The sequence below is a fragment of the Bifidobacterium sp. LH_230 genome (genome assembly GCF_056357555.1).
In genome coordinates this window covers 1-22864 of the sequence record NZ_JBKEWJ010000034.1, presented here as the reverse complement: position 1 = coordinate 22864, position 22864 = coordinate 1, and the positions used below count along the sequence as shown (strand labels likewise).

17 protein-coding genes, 1 tRNA gene and 1 pseudogene are annotated in these 22864 nt (G+C 51.5%); 11 read left to right on the top strand and 8 right to left on the bottom strand.

Going from position 1 to position 22864, the window contains the following annotated elements; all coding sequences use genetic code 11:
• Window positions 1-300: 300 nt before the first annotated feature.
• Window positions 301-374 (bottom strand) — tRNA-Lys (locus AC1A0G_RS11845).
• 210 nt (window positions 375-584) lie between these two features.
• Between AC1A0G_RS11845 and AC1A0G_RS11840 the strand changes: the two genes are divergently transcribed.
• The 8 genes from AC1A0G_RS11840 (at window position 585) to AC1A0G_RS11805 (ending at window position 12231) form a co-directional block, all read left to right on the top strand.
• Complete coding sequence (locus AC1A0G_RS11840) at window positions 585-1718, top strand: hypothetical protein (protein ID WP_476529969.1); 1134 nt, start codon at window positions 585-587, stop codon at window positions 1716-1718.
• A 426-nt stretch (window positions 1719-2144) separates the two neighbouring features.
• Window positions 2145-4364 carry an LTA synthase family protein gene (locus AC1A0G_RS11835; RefSeq protein WP_476529968.1) on the top strand — a complete coding sequence of 740 codons (2220 nt, stop codon included), beginning with the start codon at window positions 2145-2147 and terminating at the stop codon, window positions 4362-4364.
• Window positions 4365-4615: 251 nt separating this feature from the next.
• Entirely contained in the window at window positions 4616-5647 is a 1032-nt protein-coding gene (locus AC1A0G_RS11830) for a glycosyltransferase family 2 protein (protein WP_476529967.1), read from the top strand.
• 57 nt (window positions 5648-5704) lie between these two features.
• Window positions 5705-6541 carry an ABC transporter permease gene (locus AC1A0G_RS11825; protein WP_476529966.1) on the top strand — a complete coding sequence of 279 codons (837 nt, stop codon included), beginning with the start codon at window positions 5705-5707 and terminating at the stop codon, window positions 6539-6541.
• Between the two features lie 2 nt (window positions 6542-6543).
• Window positions 6544-7803, top strand: a complete 1260-nt coding sequence (locus tag AC1A0G_RS11820; protein ID WP_476529965.1) for an ABC transporter ATP-binding protein — start codon at window positions 6544-6546, stop codon at window positions 7801-7803.
• 33 nt (window positions 7804-7836) lie between these two features.
• On the top strand, window positions 7837-9240 hold the full coding sequence (locus tag AC1A0G_RS11815; RefSeq protein WP_476529964.1) for a polysaccharide pyruvyl transferase family protein: 1404 nt from the start codon (window positions 7837-7839) through the stop codon (window positions 9238-9240).
• A 37-nt stretch (window positions 9241-9277) separates the two neighbouring features.
• Window positions 9278-11173 carry a rhamnan synthesis F family protein gene (locus AC1A0G_RS11810; RefSeq protein ID WP_476529963.1) on the top strand — a complete coding sequence of 632 codons (1896 nt, stop codon included), beginning with the start codon at window positions 9278-9280 and terminating at the stop codon, window positions 11171-11173.
• Entirely contained in the window at window positions 11170-12231 is a 1062-nt protein-coding gene (locus tag AC1A0G_RS11805; protein ID WP_476529961.1) for an acyltransferase family protein, read from the top strand. Before AC1A0G_RS11810 ends, AC1A0G_RS11805 begins: the two co-directional genes overlap by 4 nt.
• A 68-nt stretch (window positions 12232-12299) precedes the next feature.
• On the opposite strand, the gene AC1A0G_RS11800 is transcribed toward AC1A0G_RS11805, so the two are convergent.
• The 7 genes and pseudogenes from AC1A0G_RS11800 to AC1A0G_RS11770 form a co-directional block, all read right to left on the bottom strand.
• Window positions 12300-13136, bottom strand: a complete 837-nt coding sequence (locus tag AC1A0G_RS11800) for an NAD-dependent epimerase/dehydratase family protein (RefSeq protein WP_476529959.1) — start codon at window positions 13134-13136, stop codon at window positions 12300-12302.
• Window positions 13137-13164: 28 nt separating this feature from the next.
• A complete protein-coding gene (gene rfbA / locus AC1A0G_RS11795) occupies window positions 13165-14067 on the bottom strand; it encodes a glucose-1-phosphate thymidylyltransferase RfbA (protein ID WP_476529957.1) in 903 nt (300 codons plus the stop codon).
• Window positions 14064-15485 (bottom strand): sugar nucleotide-binding protein, encoded by a 1422-nt coding sequence (locus AC1A0G_RS11790; RefSeq protein ID WP_476529955.1) that lies wholly within the window; start codon window positions 15483-15485, stop codon window positions 14064-14066. Before AC1A0G_RS11790 ends, rfbA begins: the two co-directional genes overlap by 4 nt.
• A 77-nt stretch (window positions 15486-15562) precedes the next feature.
• Window positions 15563-16585, bottom strand: coding sequence for a dTDP-glucose 4,6-dehydratase (rfbB, locus tag AC1A0G_RS11785; RefSeq protein WP_476529953.1), 1023 nt, complete (start codon window positions 16583-16585; stop codon window positions 15563-15565).
• Between the two features lie 80 nt (window positions 16586-16665).
• The gene (locus AC1A0G_RS11780) at window positions 16666-18282 is read right to left on the bottom strand and encodes a glucosyltransferase domain-containing protein (protein WP_476529951.1); all 1617 of its coding nucleotides are present in this window, start codon (window positions 18280-18282) and stop codon (window positions 16666-16668) included.
• Between the two features lie 45 nt (window positions 18283-18327).
• Window positions 18328-19293, bottom strand: coding sequence for a glycosyltransferase family 2 protein (locus tag AC1A0G_RS11775; RefSeq protein WP_476529950.1), 966 nt, complete (start codon window positions 19291-19293; stop codon window positions 18328-18330).
• 337 nt (window positions 19294-19630) lie between these two features.
• Window positions 19631-19915 (bottom strand): annotated as a pseudogene (locus tag AC1A0G_RS11770) (IS3-like element ISBlo10 family transposase); the annotation flags it as partial.
• Window positions 19916-20085: 170 nt separating this feature from the next.
• Here AC1A0G_RS11770 and istA point away from each other — a divergent pair.
• From istA to AC1A0G_RS11755, 3 genes are all read left to right on the top strand, one after another.
• Window positions 20086-21567: an IS21 family transposase gene (istA, locus tag AC1A0G_RS11765; protein WP_476529948.1), complete on the top strand. Its 1482-nt coding sequence runs from the start codon at window positions 20086-20088 to the stop codon at window positions 21565-21567.
• A 3-nt stretch (window positions 21568-21570) separates the two neighbouring features.
• The gene (gene istB, locus AC1A0G_RS11760) at window positions 21571-22377 is read left to right on the top strand and encodes an IS21-like element helper ATPase IstB (protein WP_476529946.1); all 807 of its coding nucleotides are present in this window, start codon (window positions 21571-21573) and stop codon (window positions 22375-22377) included.
• A gap of 108 nt (window positions 22378-22485) precedes the next feature.
• Entirely contained in the window at window positions 22486-22785 is a 300-nt protein-coding gene (locus AC1A0G_RS11755) for a hypothetical protein (RefSeq protein ID WP_476529945.1), read from the top strand.
• The last annotated feature ends 79 nt before the right edge of the window (window positions 22786-22864 follow it).

Below are 22864 nucleotides of genomic sequence, written 5' to 3'. Positions count from 1 at the left end.
GCCTATGAAAGCGGGTTCGGTATCAGGACCGGCTGGGCCGGACGCTCAAAATAACCCACCAACACGCCAATGACACGCCAGAATAAGACACACTTTTCTTTACTTAACCCTGCTACACAAACATCACGCAACAAAAAACATCACGCAACAAAATCAGCACCACTTCAGGCTATCGATTCCACCAGCCCGCGAAAGTGCGAAGAGCCAACCGTTTCCCCGCCGCTCGCCACGCCGTCTGCCCCGACGACGAACGAGCCGAAAACGAAAAAAGCCGGAATCTTTCGATTCCGACCTTAACCGTGCCCCCGCAGGGATTCGAACCCTGGACACGCTGATTAAGAGTCAGCTGCTCTAACCAACTGAGCTACAGGGGCAAGCTCAGCGCCACACGCTTCCGTGCAACGAGTGACTAATATACACGCAACCGCCAACAATGCAAATCCCGCCGCGTCGCGCGTGTCGCGCACACATCACATAGCGGTGGCTACGCACGGCAGCACTGGATTTTTCAGTGGCGGAACACTCAGACATCGCGCAGCACCGCGCAAACGCCATACCATCCGCGTCAATCAGTCCGCCCCTGCATGTCAGCTGATCTGACGCAATACACTGGTCATATGAAACAACGTCGTCTCACCGCCAGTATCAGCATCCTGTTCACCGTCTGTATCGTGCTGGGCACAGCGGCATGTGGCAGTGCACAATCTCACACCGCCGAACAGCCATACGGCGAACATTCGCAGAGCGTGCCCTCCGGTACTTCCACCAATCCATCCGCAGAACAACCCACGGTCCCGAACACTACCCAGTCGGACCCTGCTGCCGGTACCAAGAACAACTTTGCCGAACAGCCCACGGAGTCCAACACCGATACCGACACTACCGATCCCACCGCTAATACAGACTGGACGGAATCGTTCGCGCAACAATCTGATCTCGACGGCGAGCTAGACGAAGCCTGGCTGCAATGCGCCCCGCAAAACAACCCCGCACCGAACGTCTTCAGTTGGAAACGAGCCGCGGACCACAGCAAAGTCTGGCTGCACAGTTCGCAAACCACGCTCGGCACCGCGCAGCGCGACTGCATGGACGACGAACTGGATCTGAACGATGCCGTGCAGTCCAGCTCAACGTCCGTATCATCCGCCATGCCCGATTGGGCGCAGGTCAGCAGCGACGAGTACGTCCGATACGAGCGAATCAACAGCGATACAACCGACATTGTGTGGGCCTATGACCGCATCGCAAGGCGACAGCTCACAACCACCACAGCAAACGGATACACTGTCACTTTGCCGTACGCATGGCTCGGCAAAGCTCGGTTCGTTCCCGAAACCGGCACCGATGATCTAGCCGTGGTAAGTAATGAACACCCACAGTACGAGTTGTGCCGATTCACCGTCACCGACGCGGATAACGGTATGAACGGCGGCGATGCTACTACGGACGGCATGAATTCCGCCGGCGATATTGGCAATAGTCTGATTGTCGCAACGCAGGTCAACGGCAAAACGGTGCAGATGTGGGCGACTCGGTGGGCGTTCATCGCAGCTACCGATCCGGACAAGATTTCGACTGACGACGCGGAGGACATTACCGAATTACAGACCGGAGACTCGGTAGATTTCGATACGCTGATACGTCAGGTAGGCGACGGAGATTATTCCGGACTGTTTGCGATTGACGAGTATCTCAAGACTCACGTCACGATTTCGTGATGCGGTACGTAAGGCCGTGCTCACTCACGGATACCGGACATTTCACCGACCGTAGTAGTACGTACAGAAGCTGTGCGTTCAGGTACGCAAGCGAAACGAACGTGCAAGAATAGTGATCGGTCACTCGGTCATGTGAACGAGGCCATGCAACATAGTGCTTTGTCGGGCTTAATGTGATTCTCTATTCTCGGCTCCCTCGGTTGAGGGAGCTGTCGGCAAAGCCGATTGAGGGAGCGTCGGACCCATCACATTACGTCCAACAGAGTATTCAATCAATAACGCATCGAAATCTCAAATCACCGGCGCAACAGGCAAGCCACACATCGATCTCGCACAAAACCGAGGATGAACAAAGGGTAAATACGTCCTGAACCTACGATTACAATATGCGGGTTACGTTATGAAACGAATTGTGGGTGAATGAGGATGTCACAAGGTAAGTTCGGGGACAAACTGCACGCCAGAGCCGAGACCATCAAGCAAGGACTCGCGAGCGCCAAGCATCGGCTACGCACATGGATGTCGCCTGTACTTGACTCCAAAGCAGGTCAAGCGACCGGCTTATTCCTGCGCAAAGCCGGCACCGTCATCCGTACTTTGTGGAGCAAACGTCTGCAATTTTCGTATGCGTTCTACACGATTGTATTTGCTTGTGTCACGACCGCATCGATGGTGATCCTGCAATGGAGCGTCTATGCCGAACCGGTATATGAAGATCCAAATGCAGTAGACGCTTATACCAAGGCATGGAACAGCATTCGTGGACAGGTCACTAAATTTGTAGCGCAAATCTGGCTGCAGCATCTTAACAATGCACTGTTAAATCTCTTGGTTCTCGGCTTGATGTATCTGGTACTGATCTTCCTGATCAACCGGTTTTGGGTAGCAACTGCGATTTTCTCGATCATCATGGCAGTGTTCGCAGTGGCGAACCGTATCAAGGTGAAGCTTCGCAATGAACCGATCATCCCGTCCGATTTGAGTTTTGTTTCCGGAGGTAACAGCGGCGAAATATGGTCATTCATTCCACAAGACGCTGTTGCGATGGTACACCGCTCAATTCGTATGCTGGTTTTGTGGATCATAATTTGCATACTGCTGCAGTTCATTGACCACCGACGTTGCGTAATACCGTTCCATTGGAGGCATCCATTCCTTAATTGGAAGGTGATTGCCGGCAATTGCACAAGATTGATCGCGATGATCGTTAGCATGGCGATGCTGTTTTCATTCACATGGAATCTCAGTATTCCTGGATCTTGGTCGTACGAGTGGGCAAAAAACATGGGCGACACCCCGCAATTGTGGGACACGCTTGGCGACGCACGAGCCAACGGACCGGCGATGAACTTCCTGCGTCTGACGCATGCAAAGATCATGAACAAGCCGGACGGATATAGCAAGACAGCAATGGCGGAGATAGCCGAGAAATACGCAATGCAAGCAAAACAGACCAATCAGAACCGTGCCAATAATCTCACCGACAGTACGGTCATCATGATCCTGTCCGAGTCGTTCTCCGATCCGACCCGAGTGCCGGGTATCACCCTGACCGAGGACCCGATGCCGAACATTCGCTTGATCAAGAATTCGACTACTTCGGGACTGATGCTGTCACCCAGTATCGGTGGTGGCACAGCCAACATCGAGTATCAAGCACTTACGGGACTCAATCTCGGCCTATTCGATGACTCGATGCAGTCACCGTATCAGGAGCTGGTGCCACATCAGAAGCATCCGTACACGTTTAATCAGATTTGGAACGCAAAGTACGGTGACGAGGCGTCTTCGGCGTTCCACCCGTATTACAAGAACATGTACCTGCGCGATTCGGACTACAAAAAGTTCGGGTTCAGCAGCTTCAGTACGCTGGACAGTAATCCCCCGATCACACATCAGGATCGCATCGACAATTCACTGCACGTGAGCGATGCAGCCGCATATCAGAACGTAATCGACTCGCTTAACAGTGACGGGGACCGTGCCCGATTTATCCAACTTGCTACGATACAAAATCACGTGCCATACAACGACTGGTATGTAAATAATCAGTTTAAGGAGGCTGATACGTCCCAGTTGAGTGACAGCGAGCGCCTAAGCATTGATACATATATCAAGGGCGTGAATTTAAGCGACCAAGCAACCGGTAATTTTCTGAATCAACTCAATCAAATGAACCGTCCGATCACCGTTATTTTCTATGGAGATCATCTTCCCGGTATCTATTACACCGCAGCCAGCAATGCTGATAATGCAGTGACCTTGCATGAAACCGATTACTTCATCTGGTCAAACCAAGCGTCTGCGTCCAGCGGAACAAAGCTCGATGCGAGCGATGTCAATGTTACATCCTCGAACTTCTTCATGTCGCTCGCCGCAGAACACATGAACGCCCAAGTGTCTGCATATTTGGAGATGCTGGACGAACTCCGCGCAGAAATTCCTGCGTTCACGCGATTGGTTACAGGCAACGGCGATTGGGGCGAAGGCAGCATCATATATATGGATGCAAACGGCAACAAGATAAAGCACAAGAACCTGTCCAAGAAAGCAAAGAAACTGCTTAAGGAATACACACTCGTGCAGTACGATATGACAGCGGGCAAGGGGTATCTGAACGACACGGACTTTTTTACGGTTCGATGAGCTATTGTTCGGCTTTCGAATAAACTGGGAGCGACTTGTTTTCCATCTCGGAGACTACATGAGTTAGTGAAGGAACTTATCTATCTGATCTGCACAGTTGAACGTGGAAAGATCGACTGAGCGGATCAGCTTGCTCTTAATGAGAATCGCCCAACATTTACTGTCATAACTATGCGATCAATGAGACCCATGCATTGTATGACATACTTAAGTTATCAGGAACGTAGCCAGAATTTGAGATTCGAGGGATTATGCCGCAGTCAAAGCCGTTGATTTCGATTATTGTGCCAGTGTATAACGCTGAAAACTATCTGCGATACTGCATAGACTCGATTCTGGGACAGTCGTACAGCAATCTGGAAGTAATCCTGGTAGACGACGGGGCAAAAGATTCCAGCCCAGCAATCTGCGACGAATACGCGGAAAAAGACTCCCGCGTCACGGTGATTCATCAATCGAATGGAGGCATTTCCAAGGCGCAGAACGCTGGTCTTGATGCTGTCCACGGCGAGTACATTGCATTTGCAGATAATGATGACATTCTCGACCGGCACAATATCGAGTATTTGCTGCATGCATTGCTTGTCACCGGAGCCGATATGAGTAAGGCCCGATGGCGTCAATTCGGCGTATCCCAACTGGCAACCGTGGCAGCGACGGCCGCGAAGGGAGCCGAAGCCCCGAACACAATCACCGTATTCGAGCATCCTCTCACCGTTTATCAAACCGTGTTCTGCAAAAGCCTACGTCTGATTGGCGATAAACTCGGACGTCACACCGAAGCGCGATATTTCAACGAGGCAAACTGGTGTCGACTCTACAGACGCGAATTGTGGGACGGCATTCGCTTCCCGGAAGGCATGTACGCACAAGATGTGATGGTCGCCGGTGAACTCTACATACGCATGCACAGAGTAGCCGATATCGAAGTGAATCTCTACAACTGGTTGCAGTCCGCCGACTCAGTGACACACAAAGAACGCAGCTTCAGCTTCTATCACGATAATTTCGCCGCTGGTGCCGCCAACTTCCGCCTGTGTCTAGAGCGGGGTGTTCGACCAGGCCGCAGCTATTACACACTCGTCGGCGCATTTCATGAGGAAACATCCGCACCCGATTTCAACGAACCAGCAAGCCAGGAACAGCGGCAAAAAGATTCCGAGGAATACCGCGAACTAGTTGGCAAGTTATCCCTTACCCAGCGCGCCCACTGCATAATCACCCGTCAAATCCGCTTATTCGAAAAGCGAATCTATGACGCGCGGATCAAGAATATGCAATAGCCATCGCCCCAATAACAAGATCAGCAGATACCGTACTCTTGCTACACTAAGTCTATTATGGGTAATCCGTTACAACGATTGAAGGCCAAATACCGGTATTCACTGGTCGTGTTCAAGGAACTAGTGAAAACGGACTTCCAGCTCCGGTATCAGGGGTCGTTTTTGGGGATGGCATGGTCTGTGCTCAAACCGCTCATGCTGTTCGCAGTGATGTATGTAGTGTTCGTTCGATTCCTGAAGTTCTCGGATGGGACCCCGACTTTTGCTATCTCATTGCTCTGCGGCACATGTCTCTGGTCCTTCTTCAATGAAGCAACGACCATGGGCATGCGCGGTATCGTTGATCGTGGTGATTTAATGCGTAAGGTGCATTTCCCTAGCTACATTATCGTCGCTTCAAACACTATGGGGTCGATGATTTCGCTTGGTATCAACCTGGTGGTCGTCATCTGCTTTGGCTTCTTCTCCCACGCCCACTACACATGGCGGTTGCTACTCGTCCCGCTCAATATTCTTCAACTGTATTTGCTAGCACTCGGTATTGCCCTGCTGTTGAGCACGTTGTACGTATACTTCCGTGATGTGGCGCATATTTGGGAAGTCCTTATGCAGGCGATGTTCTATGCCACTCCGATTATTTACCCAATCGGTATGGTAGGTCAACGAGCACCAGAGTTCGCTTGGGCGGCAAAATATATGATGGCTGTGCCAAGTACACAAGCGATTATGGATGTCCGCCATAATCTGTTATCTCCGGAAGATGTTCCGACTGTCTGGACGTTTGTTGGATCCACCTGGCTTTCAACACTGCCCTACATTTTGACAGTAGTGATTCTGATCGCTGGAATCAAGGTGTTCCGTAAGCATAGTGCTCGATTTGCGGAGGTATTGTAGTCATGAGTAATGTGCAGCGGAGTGCAGTAATTACCAACGATGTCGTGCTGCGCGTCGAGCACGTATCCAAATCCTTCAGACTGCCCACCGAGCAGGCTACCGGTCTGAAAATGGCTTTTCTCAATTGGACGAAAGGCATTAAAGGATACACGGAGCAGCATGTGCTCAACGATATTTCGTTCGAAGTACATCGCGGTGATTTCTTCGGCATCGTCGGTCGTAACGGTTCCGGCAAGTCAACGCTGCTGAAAATCATTTCGCAGATTTATCAACCGGAGCATGGTTCAGTGGAAGTCAACGGTAAGCTGGTGCCGTTCATTGAGCTGGGTGTTGGTTTCAATCCGGAACTGACGGGTCGCGAAAACGTATATCTTAACGGCGCTTTGCTTGGTTTCAGCCACGCAGAGGTTGATGCGATGTATGACGATATCGTGGAGTTTGCCGAGCTTGGCGATTTCATGGATCAGAAACTTAAAAATTATTCCAGCGGCATGCAGGTGCGTCTGGCGTTCTCTGTAGCGATCAAAGCGCAGGGAGATATCCTCGTGCTGGATGAGGTACTAGCGGTGGGAGATGAAGCATTCCAGAAGAAATGCGATCAATTCTTCAAAAGCGTTAAAGAAGATCCATCAAAAACAGTGATTCTAGTGACCCATAGCATGGCGTCAATGAAAAAATACTGCAATAAGGCTATTCTCATAAAAGAAGGTGTTATTGCCGCATCCGGCGATCCGCGACAGGTTGCTGATCAGTACAGCTTGGAAAATGCCCAGAAAAATACGATTTTTCAGACGCAAGCTAAGCAGGAGCGTAAGCATCCCACCGGTTTGAATTCTCGTGTACCCATCCTTAAGGTGATGAATCACGGAAATGATATTGTAGATGGTTCTGGAACATACGATTTCGATATTGAGTACCAGTTCAATGGGGACATTCCCGCTTATCTTGGTGTCATTCTTCAAGACGCTCGTAGAGGAGGCCAGATCTACGATATTGACAGCCAGACAAACGGCAAGGGAACACCCATCCAACCAGGACACCATACCATAGGTTTCTCCATTCCTCTGAACCTGATAAATAACGGAGAATACAGACTGTTTGCCACCTTGCGGGTGGACGATAACGATGATCCGGATAATATAGAATACGTTGCTTTTACTAATGACGATAATTGTGCGTATTTCGCCATCAGAAATAACGAAAACAGCGAAAATGGCGTGCTCAATGAGCGGGCCATACGATTCACCATATCGAATAAATAATCGGGAATCGAAAACGACAATAAGGAAGTCGATATGTCTCGTGTAGCGCTTTGCGGAGTGTTTGACATCCCGAACTATGGAGATCATCTGTTCCCCATGGTGTGCAGAAATGAGTTAAAACGCCGCGGCTATCAGGGTGAAGTAGTGCTGTTTTCTCCGTTTGCAGCACAGGAGAGCTTCGTGGAAAACTCCGCCGTGCATTCTCTGGATGATTTGGAATGCATGCATCAGGAGAAACCATTCGATGCGATTATCGTCGGTGGAGGCGAAATCATTCATTGGCATCGCTTCGGGCAGAAGCGGGATTTTTCTAGCGCGACATTCACTCAGTATCCAATGGATAAGGTGTGGATGATTCCTTCATTCATGAAAATGAAATATGATGTTCCTCTGCTGTGGAATGCTCCCGGCATTCCATTTGCATTTGATTCTGCTGCTAAAACCGCGCGTTTACTGATCGGTAATGTCGATTATCTGAGCGTCAGAAACGAATTCTCTGCCGGTGTCCTACATGATATCGGTATTGACGATGCACAAGTCTCGATTGTGCCCGACACAGGCTTTTCTTTGAAAGCTATAGCCTCCGAACAGCAACTGCATAATGCTAAGGAGGAGATATTCCCCAAATCTGACAACTATATTGTGTTTCATTGCAACAGGTTCATTCCCGAAGATGCCGTTACGGATGTAGTTGCCATGCTTAATAAACTTCACAATGTCGGCCGCGATGTGGTGCTGTTACCTCTTGCATATACACATGGCGACGAGGATGCACTGCGAGCCATTGCTGAAAAGCTCTCCTTCGACGCGTTCGTACCGCAAAAACCTCTATCTTTGTTACAGATCATTGGTATTCTTGCCAATTGCAATTTGTATGTTGGGACCAGTCTGCATGGATCTGTTACAGCTTCCGTTTTCGGTAAACCAATCGTAGGCTTCGATTACCAACAGACCAAGAAGACAAAAGATTTATATCATCAACTTGGCTTTGATGATTACTATGTCACTGAAGTGAAACTGCTAAGCTCGACCGTCCAGAACGCGATCGAGCATCAGCATCCATTCGATTTCTCCGGTGTACAAGCCCGTATCGATGAGCATTTCGATACTCTTTGCGCTTATCTCGACGGAAGACGAAAAGCGACTCCATCCCCCACACATATGCTGGGCGATTTATCAGATATGACTCAATCATATTTCGAACGTCAAGAGCAATGCAAAGGTCTGCTCAAAAGGCAAAAGGAACTCGAAGAAGCCTTACAGACGAATATTAGTTTTGTTACTATTTTCAAAGCTCGTTCTACTTCATACGCACAGGAGGTAGAGCGGTTACGCCGCAAAAATCAAGAGCTTCAGCAACAATGTGAAACTCTGAAAAAACAAATTGTCGAGCACCCTGTAAAGACATATCGCCGTATCCGTAAAATCTATAAATAAAATCATTATTAGTGACAATATCCAGGAGTAATAAATCATGCGCATTGACGAAGAAACATGTAACAGACTGGGCATCTTTTTTTTCTATGACAAAGATGGTGTTGTGGACGATTATGTGTCAACTCTATTAGACGGTTTTAAACCATTCTTTTCCGAAATAACCATTGTTGTCAATGGCAAGCTGAACAATGAAGGACGATCCAAATTCCTGACATATACCGATAAACTTATTGTTCGTGCGAACAAAGGTTTCGACGTATGGGCATATAAGACTGCTCTTGATTCATACGGCTGGGACAAACTCGCAACCTTTGATGAAATTGTACTATTTAATGCAACAATCATGGGACCGGTGTATCCATTCTCCGAAATGTTTGAAACAATGGATCAACGGGATCTTGATTTCTGGGGCATTACCAAATTCCATCGGGTGCCTACTGATCCCTTTGGCCGCAGTCCCTTTGGCTATCTTCCCGAGCATATTCAGTCGCATTTCCATGCTTATCGTAAGAGTTTGCACACCAGTCAGGCATTCCGCGACTATTGGGACAACATGCCGGAAATCAAGAACTATTTTGATTCTGTTGGTCTGCATGAATCGCTGTTTACCAAGCGCTTCGCGGATAAGGGGTTCAAGTGGGATGTATATGTGAATACGGACGATTTGGAAGGCTTCTCGTATGGTCCCATCACCTACGCGGCGAAAACGTTAGTAGCAGAGAAACGCTGTCCAATTTTTAAACGTCGCTCCTTCTTCCATGATTACCGTGATGTCATGACGCAGGCGGTCGGCAATGCCGCACTCGATCTTTTTGAGTATCTACGTGATCACACTGACTACGACACTGATCTAATTTGGCAGAACGCCATTCGCACGATGAACATGGCGGACTTGCAGAAGAATCTGCATCTCGACTATGTCTTGCCACAGTCAATGGGAGTGCCGATTCCGCAGGAACGGCGTATTGCACTGGTCATTCATGTGTATTACATGGATCTGCTAGACAAGACCATTGAGTATATTCGTTCAATGCCTGAAGGCTGTGACGTTATTATCACTGTGGGTTCAGGAGAAAACCAGCAACTGGTCAAAGATCGTTGCCGCGACTTGCCATATAACGTCGATGTGCGATTGATCGAAAATCGTGGTCGCGACGTCAGCGCATTGCTAATTGGCGGCGGCAAGGATCTCATGCAATACGATTACGTGTGCTTCGCTCACGATAAGAAAGTCACCCAGCTCTCTCCTTATAGCATCGGTGACGGATTCGCTTACAAATGTTTTGAAAATATTCTGGCTTCCAAAGAATATGTGAGCAATGTCATCAAACTGTTTGAGGATAATCCGCGTCTAGGCATTGCCATGCCCACAGCTCCGAACCATGCCGATTATTTTCCTAGCTACACGTTCCCGTGGGGACCTAACTTTTGGGGAACCTGGAGCGTTCTCGAAAAACTCGGGTTCAATAATATCCCACTTGACGTAATGAAGGAACCTGTCGCGCCGATGGGCACCATGTTCTGGTTCCGTCCGAAGGCTTTTCATGGGTTGCTGGATCGAGAATGGAAGTATACCGATTTCCCACCAGAGCCTAATAAGGTCGATGGAACAATGCTGCACTTCATCGAGCGAGCCTATGGCTATGTGCCTCAAGGCAACGGCTACTATTCGGCATATATTTTCTCCGATCGTTTCGCTCGAATCGAGCTCACTAATCTTTCGTACGAGTTGCGTGAAATGACCAAGTCGGTTACCGATCCATGGATTCGTCCCAATCTCTTCCAAACCACAGTTGCGGTTGCCGAAGGCAAGCGCTTCCGCAATACCTCGCTCCGGATTATCAAGAACCTCATCAAGAGGATTCCTGTGCTTGGTCCGACTCTCGTCAAGGTGCATGTGCACCAGTTGGAGCAGAAGGAGCACCGGAAATGACGACTACTCAGACCCAGACCCCGGTCAAGGGCCATAGACCAAGGCTTTTCTACTTGGATTTAGTACGAGCTCTCGCCGCTGTGCTGATTGTTATTACGCATTTTAACAATCCGTTTCTAACACAGCATCCGATACTCGTTAACCAACCATTCGGCATCTATGTCGGCGGGCTCGGTGTATCGCTGTTCCTGATCATCTCCGGCGCCGCACTGATGTATACGCATGATGAACCTGAACACCTGAATCTACGCACCTTCTATTGGAAGCGATTCAAGGCCATTTATCCGATGTTCTGGATTGCGTTCGTTATTGCGAATGCATATCTTTTCCTGCACAATGGCGCTATTGTTGAGGCACAGGCACCAAAATGGAGTCTGCTATTCTCCCTATTTGCCATTGACGGGTTTTTGGCCAATGCCGCGATCCCAACGTTCTACACACTTGGCGAATGGTTCCTTGGATTTATCATCATTTTCTACATCTTTTTCCCATTGCTGCGTTGGTGCGTCAAGAAGCATCCCCTGTGGACCGCAGGAATCGCGCTAGCCGGTTATGCGATTACTCTTGCCGCCAATCTGCAGCTGCATGGCATGCCGAAGGATCTTCTCCTTACCACCCGTCTGCCGGAGCTACTATTCGGTATGTATTTTGTCAAATACATCAAGAAGGTACCGCATTATGTTGGAGCGGGTTCCATTGTCGTACTCGTGTTTCAGCAGATATTTCATCCGGTTACTGGCAATATTGCCGTAACCGTGGTGGGCATTCTGTTCTTCCTCGTACTGGTATGGATCTCCCAGTGGGTGAATATGCAACCGGTTCGCGTGATTGTCGGATCGATATCAAAGTATTCATATCCGATTTTCCTGGTTCATCATCAGGTGATTATTCAGGTGTTCAGCAAGCTGGATTTCGCACATATGGGTATGGCAAATGCCTATATATTATTTGTCGTCGACTTCATTATCATTATGGCGCTATCCGTTGCGTTGCTGCATGTGAACAAAGCAACTCTTGCCTACGTGAAACAAATGTTCACACGAGTTTCCGCCAAATAATAACGGTAAATATGATTGGGGCGGTGTCCGTGGCATTACGGACACCGCCCCAATCAATTGCATATGGATCAGTGCGCAGCAAGAATCCTATTGATCTTTGTAGCATCACCCCATACACCCGGGGAATCATACGGACGATCGGGGAATGCACCATAATCGAGCTTGATGTCTAAGTTATTATCTTTGATATACTGTTCGACTCGTTCGGCCAGTGTAATCGGCTTACCGGTGCAGCAGTTGATGACACCATCGATTCCCGTCTGGGACACAACGGCCGCAATTTGACGGGCTAGTTCGTCAACATTGATGAAATCGTACTTGTTCTTACCGGTAGTGAAGGGGAACGTCGGCTTCCCCTCCTGTGCGGCTTGCAACAGCTTGGAGAAGATGGAATTGCCTCTCGCGTCATCGCCCACAATATAGTAGGCCCGGATCCACTGTGCGATAGCGTCATGTTCCTTGGCCAGCATCAGGGTTGCCTCTCTCAATGCATTCTTGGCAATGCCATACATGGAAGCGGGGTGGCAAGGCGTGTTCTCGTCAATGGCGCCTTCCCAATACCCCACCTCATGCATGGTGCCCATCACGGCGATCTGCTTCAGTCCGCTGTCAAGCATCGTCTTGATGAACCGATAATGGTTGGAAAGATCTCCCATGTGGTTGTCGGAGTTATGCTTGAAGCCGTCTCGCCATGCCATATGCAGGCAGACATCAGGAGACCCCAGCTTGGTGAATAATGCATCATCAGGCTCGAAGATGTTCGCTTCGATCTTCGTGGCCCTATCATCCACATCATTCAAACGCAAATCGGAAGCGATGACCTCCTGCCCCGTGTCCAGTAATGCCTTGACGACGTGACGGCCGATATAACCGCCGGCTCCGGTAACCAGTATCTTTTTACTCATAATTTTTACCTTCCAAACTTCACTATGTTCACTGTTGCGGGTCATCCGATGGCCTGCTGATGATTTTGTTCTCCGCAACGCTCTTCAAATGCTGACCGTATGGCGACTTTCCATACTTGATGGCGGCCTCCATAAGCTCGTCACGGGAAATCCAGCCGTTTTCGAACGCTATTTCCTCGGCAACCGCAATAGGCAGACCCTGCGCGCGCTGCACGGTGCGTACGAATTCGCCGGCCTCATACAAGGAATCCATGGTGCCCGTATCCAGCCATGCATAACCACGGCCGAGCGTTTGGACAGTGAGGGAACCATCCTTAAGGTACATCTCATTGAGATCGGTAATTTCCAGCTCGCCTCGGGCAGAAGGTTTCACTCGCTTGGCGAATTCCGTAACGCGATTATCGTAGAAATACAAGCCGGTCACGGCATAATTGCTTGCCGGATGCTCCGGTTTTTCCACAATGGAAATGGCCTTATGATTCTCATCGAATTCAACCACACCGTAGCGTTCCGGATCATCAACGTAATAACCGAATACCGTGGCTCCATGTTCCACGGACGCGGCTCGACGCAACGTCTTGCCCAAGCCGTTACCGTAGAAGATATTATCACCCAGCACCAATGCGCAGGGTTCACCGGCAATGAACTCCTCGCCGATGATAAACGCCTGGGCAAGGCCATCGGGTGAAGGCTGCACCTTGTAGCTGAAGTTCACGCCATACTGAGAGCCGTCGCCTAGCAGACGTTCGAAGTTCGGCAGATCCTTCGGGGTGGAAATGATAAGGATATCCCTGATTCCCGCCATCATCAACACGCTCAGCGGATAATAGATCATCGGCTTGTCATACACCGGTAACAGCTGCTTGGAAGTGACGGTAGTCAATGGGTACAGACGAGTGCCGGAACCACCGGCCAGAATAATGCCTTTCACTTGCCCAGCTCCTTTGCCAGATAGTTATCGAGCAGTTCCTCCCAATCGGCAGGCCGATACCCCGTTGCCTCGAGTTTTTCGAGGTTCAGGGAACAATTACGCGGGCGCAGGGCGGCATGATGAGTGTGCGCATATTCCGCCACGGAATTGGCGACAATACAACTCGGGTCAGCGCCGGCCGCCTTGAATACCGCCGTAGCGATATCGTACCAGTTGGTGACGCGGCCTGAACCGGTCATGTTGTAAGTACCATATGGCGCATGGTTGACGAGCAGATGGAAAATTGCTCCGGCCATATCGCTGGTGAACGTGAGACGGCCGAACTGATCGGACGGCGCTTCGGCATGTTCTCCGCTTTTGGCGAGGCCAAGCATACGGGTAACGAAGTTGTGGCCTTCGCCAATCACCCAGCTGGAACGAAGCAGGTAATGGCGCGGAACATTTTCGACTAATGCATCGCCCGCAGCCTTGGTCTGCCCGTATACGCTGAGAGGTGCGAACCGTTCATCTTCGACGTGCATTTCCTTTTCGCCGTCGAATACATAATCACTGGAAATATGCACCAATGTGATGCGGTGCTCCGTCGCCACCTTCGCCAGATTCCTGACACCCTCGACGTTGGTACGCCAAGCGGTTTTACGGCCTTCTGGAGTTTCCGCCGCATCGACCGCGGTGTAGGCAGCGGCATTGATAATCGTGCCATACAAATCCCAATTGATGTCTTCGTAGGCGGCAGAGTCGGCGATATCGAACGTATCGGTGTCATGATATTCGAAACCTTGCAGATGATGTTCCTCGGCGTATCGACGGATGGCGCGACCAAGCTTGCCATCACAGCCAAAGACCATGGTGCGCTTCGGATCCATCGGCTTGGCGTCCTTGAGCATCGGATGATGCAGGTCGGCCTCGCTCCTCTCGGACTCCTCCAGCGGGATTGGCCACTGGATGCTGAGTTCCGGATCGGCGAGGTTCACGAACGTGTACGTCTTCTTCTGTTCGAGGCTCCAGTGTGCGTTTACTAGATACGTGTACACCGTGCCGTCCTCGAGCGCCTGGAAGCTGTTGCCCACGCCGCGCGGCACGTAGATGGCCTTGCTCGGGTCAAGACGGGTGGTGAACACCTGGCCGAAGCTTTCGCCCGGACGCAGGTCGACCCACGCGCCGAAGATCGAGCCGGCCGCGATCGAAATGTACTTGTCCCACGGCTCGGCGTGGATGCCGCGCGTCACTCCCTTGGTCGCGTTGAACGAGATGTTGTTCTGCACCGGTCCGAAATCGGGCAGGCCCAGAGCAGTCATCTTCGCACGCTGCCAGTTCTCCTTGAACCAGCCGCGATTGTCGCCGTGCACCGGCAGATCGAACACCAGTAATCCGGGGATGTTCGTCTCGGTGACCTTCAGTTCCTTTTCAAAATCCATGTCAGTCATCCTCATCATGGCGGCTCCCCCCGGAAACGATCCAGAGAAGTCGCATGTCTTCATTCAATCGGAGCCGATCACTGGCCTTGTGCCTTGTACTTGGCTTCGGTCGCGGCCTTGGCCGGCTCCCACCACGCACGGTTCTCCGTGTACCAGGCGATCGTCTGCTCGAGTCCCTTCTGGAAGTCCGTGTGCACCGGCTTCCAGCCGAGCTCGGTCCGCAACTTGGTCGAGTCGATCGCGTAACGGCGGTCGTGGCCCGGACGGTCCTTGACCCAGTCGAAGTCGTCGGGATCCTTGCCCATGACGGTGAGGATGTCGCGCAGCACGGTCAGGTTGTTCCGTTCGCCGTTCGCGCCGATCAGATACGTCTCGCCGATGCGGCCCTTCGTGAGGATCGTCCACACTGCCGAGCTGTGATCCTCCGTATGGATCCAGTCGCGCACGTTCGAACCGTTGCCGTACAGCTTCGGCTTCAGGCCGTCGAGAATGTTGGTGATCTGACGCGGGATGAACTTCTCGACATGCTGGTACGGACCATAATTGTTCGAACAGTTCGAGATCGTCATGCGAATGCCGAACGTGCGGTGCCACGCGCGCACCAGCAGATCCGAACTCGCCTTCGTCGACGAATACGGGGAGGACGGATGGTACGGAGTCTCCTCGGTGAACTTCGCCGGATCGTCCAGGGCAAGATCACCGTACACCTCGTCGGTGCTCACGTGATGGTAGCGCACGTCGTACTTGCGGCACGCCTCGAGCAGGCGGAACGTGCCCTCGACGTTGGTCTTCAAAAACGGCTCCGGGTTCGCGATCGAATTATCATTATGCGACTCGGCCGCATAATGCACGATCGCGTCATGGACCGGCACGATCCTGTCGAGCAGCTCGGCGTCGCAGATGTTGCCATGCACGAACTCGACGCGGTCGCCCAGAATGCCCTTGATGTTCTCCAGATTGCCCGCGTAGGTAAGGGCATCGAGCACCGTAATGTGCACATCCGGATGGTTGTTGTAGACGTAGTGGACGAAATTCGAACCGATGAAGCCGCAGCCACCGGTCACAATGATGTTATGAGGAGTAAACACTTCTTCAGCCATATCATTACTATATCCGCGACGTGGAGAAAACGGAAATAGGCTTCAATCCCGATGCAGCAGCCAAGGAGCTAGCCCGTCTCTCAAAAGTTGACAATAATAATATTGCCATGTTTTGCCACACTTCCTTGAGCCGGCCAATGAGGCATGCTTTGGGAAACCGACTCGGCTTCCTTATACTGCTGGGACGATCCTGTCTGGTAGTGAATACCTTGAGTCGCCAGAAAAAGATTTTTCACAAAGGTACCATGCTCAACAGAAAAAGTAATTTCGTATAAGGAGCGTCCCACCAAAGAAAGCTGGTCACTCTTATAGCAATCATTATTCCGCAATGGAGTATGTGAACCTACAAAAATCACCGGAATATCGGGCGATTCACCAAGACCCAAATTATCAATACGTGTTTTAATCTCCCAAGATAATTGAACATCCTGTTCATATGTGACAGATTCAGTATAATAAAGTCTATTTACAATATATGCCTGATTCAAACCAACAACAATCACGAGAACAAGAGCAGCAACCCGACAAAGATATGAGCAAAGACCACGAACCGGCAAAGCCGATATCTGAGTACACGAATAAGCAACCGCCAATGAGAAAGCGAGAGAATAGCTAATTTCCGTCCTTACGCTGGGAGCCGATCCGAGAATTATCGACATCAACATAGGAGAACAACAAATAGCAAAAACAATTATTATATTAAGTATATTAAAACCATGCAAACAGTTCTCCACAAAAACAATTACCACGAAAATGGCAAGAAAAATCGTCGCAAGAAGAGAATAGAAAATACCATAGCCAAAATACATATCTCTAGCATGCTTTAATATATTAATTACTATCAAATCGAAATTATCCTTACCCCATCGGGACTGATCCGCGATATAAGGATTAACCTGAATATGCATGAACTTCATTACACAGAAGTTTGTAGACTTAAATAACAGATAGCCCGCGGCGAACACGGTAACTGAACAGCCAATCCACAACAATTGTTGACGCCTCAGACTACTGTTCCAATATCGAATTACTGCAATGAATGCGACTCCCGTTATAAATAACGTAACCATTGCCAGATACATGGAGAAGGCAAGATAAGCTAAAATAACGGCGATACATCCATATGCAACTTTTTTTCTTTTTTGATTGGACTCAAATAGCCGATTCGTAAATAGTAGCGACAGTGCCACAGCGCCAATCGAAAAAGCTATTTCAGGCCCCTGCAGCAGAAATCCAAGCTGTTCAGCCAAAACGGGAGACGCAACAAAAGGAATCATGAAGAACATCGGCTGAATCGTATAATCTCTCGAAAGGGAAGATAACATATATGCCCAAAGTAATGCAGAAAAGCCGAATAGTACCACAGTCAAAAATGAAGCTAAGGCATTGTTGTACCAATAAAGCCCGGTTAGATGCTTAAACAATATAAGCCCATAGCGCTCCAATTCGTACCATGATTGATACAAAGAATCTGGAATGCTAATCATCGACTGCGTGTCAATGGAAAATGTATTACCGAATAATTTAAGACCATAGCCTATTAACAAAAAAACAAACGATAAAAGAATTTGACCGTGGAATGTTTTACAATATGTAATAAAACCCGAGGGAAGAATAGAAGACAGCACATCATTCTCATAACGTCGTCTCAGACAATCAATATTAGAAGACTGGTTTGTTGACATTTCCGACACCATATTATTCGCCTTGTAGTGTAAATTGACTCTAAATATTATTAAATATTATCGAATCAATTCCTCCTCAATTAGATAATTTGGCCTATTTTTAGTTTGCATAAACACGCGGCCAAGGTATTCTCCAATAATTCCAATACACAAAAGTTGCATGCCACCAAGAATGAGCACCACAATCAGCGTCGAAGCATATCCCGGAACATCTACGCCAAAGGACAAAGTCCGCACTAATACAACAATCGCATATACCAGCGCTGCAAAAGAAACCACTCCGCCTGACCAAGTCGCAATCTTCAGTGGTAGTGTGGTAAAACTTGTAATGCCATCCATTGCCAAATGGAATAGCTTGAAATAATTCCACTTGGTCTTACCAGCCACACGCTTGCCACGATCGTACAAGAATTCTATCTTTTTAAATCCAATCCAGCTGAACAAAGCCTTTGAATTGCGTTCGGATTCATCCAGTCTTTTCAGTGCATCGATGCATTTACGGTCCAGCAGACGGAAATCACCGGTATCTTTTTGAATTGCAACACCGGATACCTTCTGCAACAAATCATAATACCAATGACTCGTCGCTTTCTTCAGCCAGCTCTCCCCCTCCCGAGAACGCCTGCGGGCGTATACATCGTCATATCCTTGTCGCCACAACTCGGCCATTTGCGGAATTAGCTCCGGCGGATCCTGCAAATCGGCATCAATGATTACCAAGCCATCCGTATGCACATTCACAATACCGGCATACATGGCCTTCTCTTTGCCGAAATTTCTGGACAAGAAAATATACTCCGCATATGAATGAGTCTTCGCGTACTCGCGAATTAATTCACGGGTATTATCCCTAGAACCGTCATCAACAAATAACATCGTGTACTCAAGATCACGGGATTCGGCAATTAACGTGTCCATACGTTCAAATAGCAACGGCAAAGACTCCTGCTCGTTATAGCAAGGAACCAGCACCGTGATCGTTTCTCTATTGGTAGCCAACTGTTCTCCGCCGTTCCGTTCCACGCTTCACCTCAAGATGATGCCAATCAATTTACCCATATGGTAGTCTAACGGACTGATTCTTGTCAGTCGCTCCGACTCATCAGCGTCTGTGTGCGCCAGACACTACTAGTGTATGGCATACACAGGCATATTCTTGGAGATATTGGAGATTTCTGTTGTTTTCGTGGGTTAGATCGTGTGTTCGGGTAGCCACGTGTTGGGGTCTTCCTCATTGGAGTATGACGAGGCTGATGAGGATGTCAGCGTGATGAAGCCGTAGGCCATATGAATGATGATCTTGATTTGATGAGGTCTGGTTTTTGTTCCGTCTCTGCTGTGAGACGGCTTGTGCCATCTATACTCGTTCTCGGCCTGTTCCGGTGTCCTGTAGCCCAAGGAGGCGTGCAGGCGCTTCGAGTTGTTCCACGAGACCCACCGTATCGTCGCGTACTCCAGCTCATCTACCGTCCGGTACGGCCTATTGTTCCAGATCAGCTCGCGCTTGTACGTGTTGTTCGTACGATCAGCCGGCACGTTGCCGTACGAGTCGCCGACCGTGCCGGTCGACGGGAGCATCCCCGCATCCGCCACGTGCGTGGAATACGAGGCTGATGTACCACGAGCCGTGGTCGGAGTGGTGCACTGTGTCTGTTCAATAGGAGGTGGGCCGTGTGAGCGTGTGGAAGGTTTCCGTTTGAGCGGCAGGTTTTAGTCCACTTCAGCGTGTGGTGAGAAGCGAACACCGGCCCGTCCTGCCTGGACTAGTTTCCCGAGTTGAAAGCAAACCGTTCGGTTTCTCGGGAAAGGAAAGGAATGACGGTACCGGTGTCCGTGCAACAACGTATCAGGGTGCTTGACGCGCGTGGCGCGTCATGGAGAAGCATCGCGAAAGAGGTGGGCGTGGCTCGTGACACGGTCGCGAAATACGCCCGGGAGGAGGATTGCTCGCCAGAGCCGGAGCATCCCGTCTCGAGACCGTCGAAGCTCGACCCGTTCAAGGCGACGGTGGACGAATGGTTGGAGGCGGACCGGTTCATGCCGCGCAAGCAACGGCATACCGCCCAACGCGTGTACGACCGGCTCGTCGCGGAGAAGGGCTACCGGGGCTCGTACTCGCCGGTGCAACGCTATGTGAAGCATTGGCGCGAGGAGCACCGGCTGGCGGAGGACGGGTTTCTGGAACTTGAATGGCGTCCGGGCGAGGCTCAGGTCGATTTCGGTTTGGCGCAGGCCGTGATCGGCGGGGATCGCGTCGACGTGCATTGCCTGGTCGTCACGTTCCCCTTTTCGAACATGCGCTATTGCGTGGCCCTGCCCGGCGAGAACGCGGAATGCGTGTGCGCCGGTTTGCGCATGATATTCGAGCACGCGGGCGCGGTCCCGCTGACGCTGGTGCTCGACAACGCCACCGGTGCCGGTCATCGGGTCACGTGGGACAAGGTCGCTGTCGTCAAGGTATTCGAATCGTTCGTCTCGCATTACCGGTTGGAGACGCGGTTCTGCAACCCGAATTCGGGCAACGAGAAGGGCAGCGTGGAGAACGCGGTCGGGTTCCTGCGCCGCAACATCATGGTGCCCCTGCTGAACGCGGAGTCGTACGCGCAGTTGACACGATACATGCTGGAGCGGTGCGACGCGATGGCCAAGACGGCGCATTACCGCAAGGGCAGGCCGATCGGGGAACTGTTCGCCGAGGAGAGGACGGATATGCAGCCCTTGCCCGCCAAACCCTACGACGCGGTTCGTTGGGAGGTCCGGAAGGCCGACAAGGACGGGCGCGTGCAGGTCGACGGCAACTATTACCTCGCCGGCCCCTCGTGGCGTGGCTGGACGTTGGACGTGGGACTGCGCGCGTTCAACGTGACGATCCGCACCCAGGACGGGCGCACCTGCGCGAGCCTTCCACGCGTGTACGGGGACTCGCCCGCCACGATCCGCAACCCCGCCACGCTCCTGCCCGCACTGGGACGCAAGACCCGCGCGTGGGACGATTCCACCATCCGCGGTGATTTCCCCGACAAGCTCAGGCTCGCGATCGACCACATGGACGCCAAGGCGCGCAGAACCACGTTCCGACTCATCTCCAAGACGAGCGACGCGTGCGGGTTCGAACCGGCCGTCAAGGCCGGCGAGCACCTGATCGAACAGGGACACCCGCTCGACGAGGCCAGCCTGACCACCATGGCCCGGCGCATCGCCGCCGGCGAGAAACCGTACGAGCAGACCGCGCCGGATCTGACCGGATACGACGTGTTCATGAAACCCCGCGAGACGCGCGAAAGAAAGGAGGCATAAGCCATGACGTCGCACCGGCCGCCCATCGTCATGCCCGACACGAAACGCCGCCGCGCGTCCACCGGCGAGAAGATCGAAACGATCATGAACCTCGCACGACGACTGCCCCTGACCCGCCAGATCCTCGCCGACCAGCTCGCCCAGGCCACGCCGAGCCAGATGGAGTTCATGGAGGAATGGATGAGGGCCGAACTCGATTCCCGGGAACGTTCCAAACGCTCCCGACTCCTCAAACAGGCCGGATTCCCTGCCGATAAGGAACTCGACGGGTACGACTGGACCCCGATACGCTTCCCGGTCGACTACGGCAGGCAGCAGATCGAAAGCCTCGACTTCATCGACCGGCACGAGGACCTCGTCCTGTTCGGGCCTCCCGGCACCGGCAAGACCCACCTCGCCATCGCGCTCGGCAGGAACGCGTGCCGCAAGGGAATACCGGTACGCTACTATACGGCCGCGAGCCTGGTCATGCGACTCCTCAGGGCCCAGACCGACAACCGGCTCGACAAGGAACTCGCGATGATCGGCCGGACACCGCTGCTCATCATCGACGAACTCGGCTACGTGCCCATCGACGAGGAAGGCAGTCGTCTCCTGTTCCAGGTCGTCACCAACGCGTACGAGACCCAGAGCATCATCTACACCACCAACATCGAGTTCAGTGGATGGGGCAGGATCTTCGGCGACCCCAACATGGCCGCCGCGATCATCGACCGCACCGTCCACCACGGACGCCTCATCGAATTCACCGGGCCCAGCCGACGCGTCAGCCAGGCCCTTATGTTCGGCAAGGAAAACAACAACCAATAACCACACCAACCAACGGCCGGCACCCCTCACGCCAAAACCCGAAAAAATCAGTGACTAAAACCGAAACGCCGATTTGACGAAATACAGTTCAGGGGCGCGTCCGGTGAGATGACGTCGCGCGAAGCCGCACGGGCGGTGGGTGTGGATTCGTCGGTCGTGCGAAACTGGAAGCGGCAACTGCTCGGCGAGACGAAGGGGACCATGGTGGCGAAGGACGGACCGGAACGCAGGGATGCCGCGCCGCCGGCGGACGCGGATGCGCTGCGCGGCGAGATCGCCGCGTTGCGCGCCAACCTCGAGCGTCTGCGCGCCGAACAGAGGGCCATGGAGATCCGGTTGGCGAGCATGAGGGGGGGCGGCGGAGCTGGTGGGAAAAGGGCGGGTTCTAGTGATCGTTGCAACGCCTGATGATCCGAGAGGAGAGATCAGGTGGGCAAGTGGGTGTTCGACGGCGTCGAGTACGAGACCCGGAGTCTGATGTGCGAGG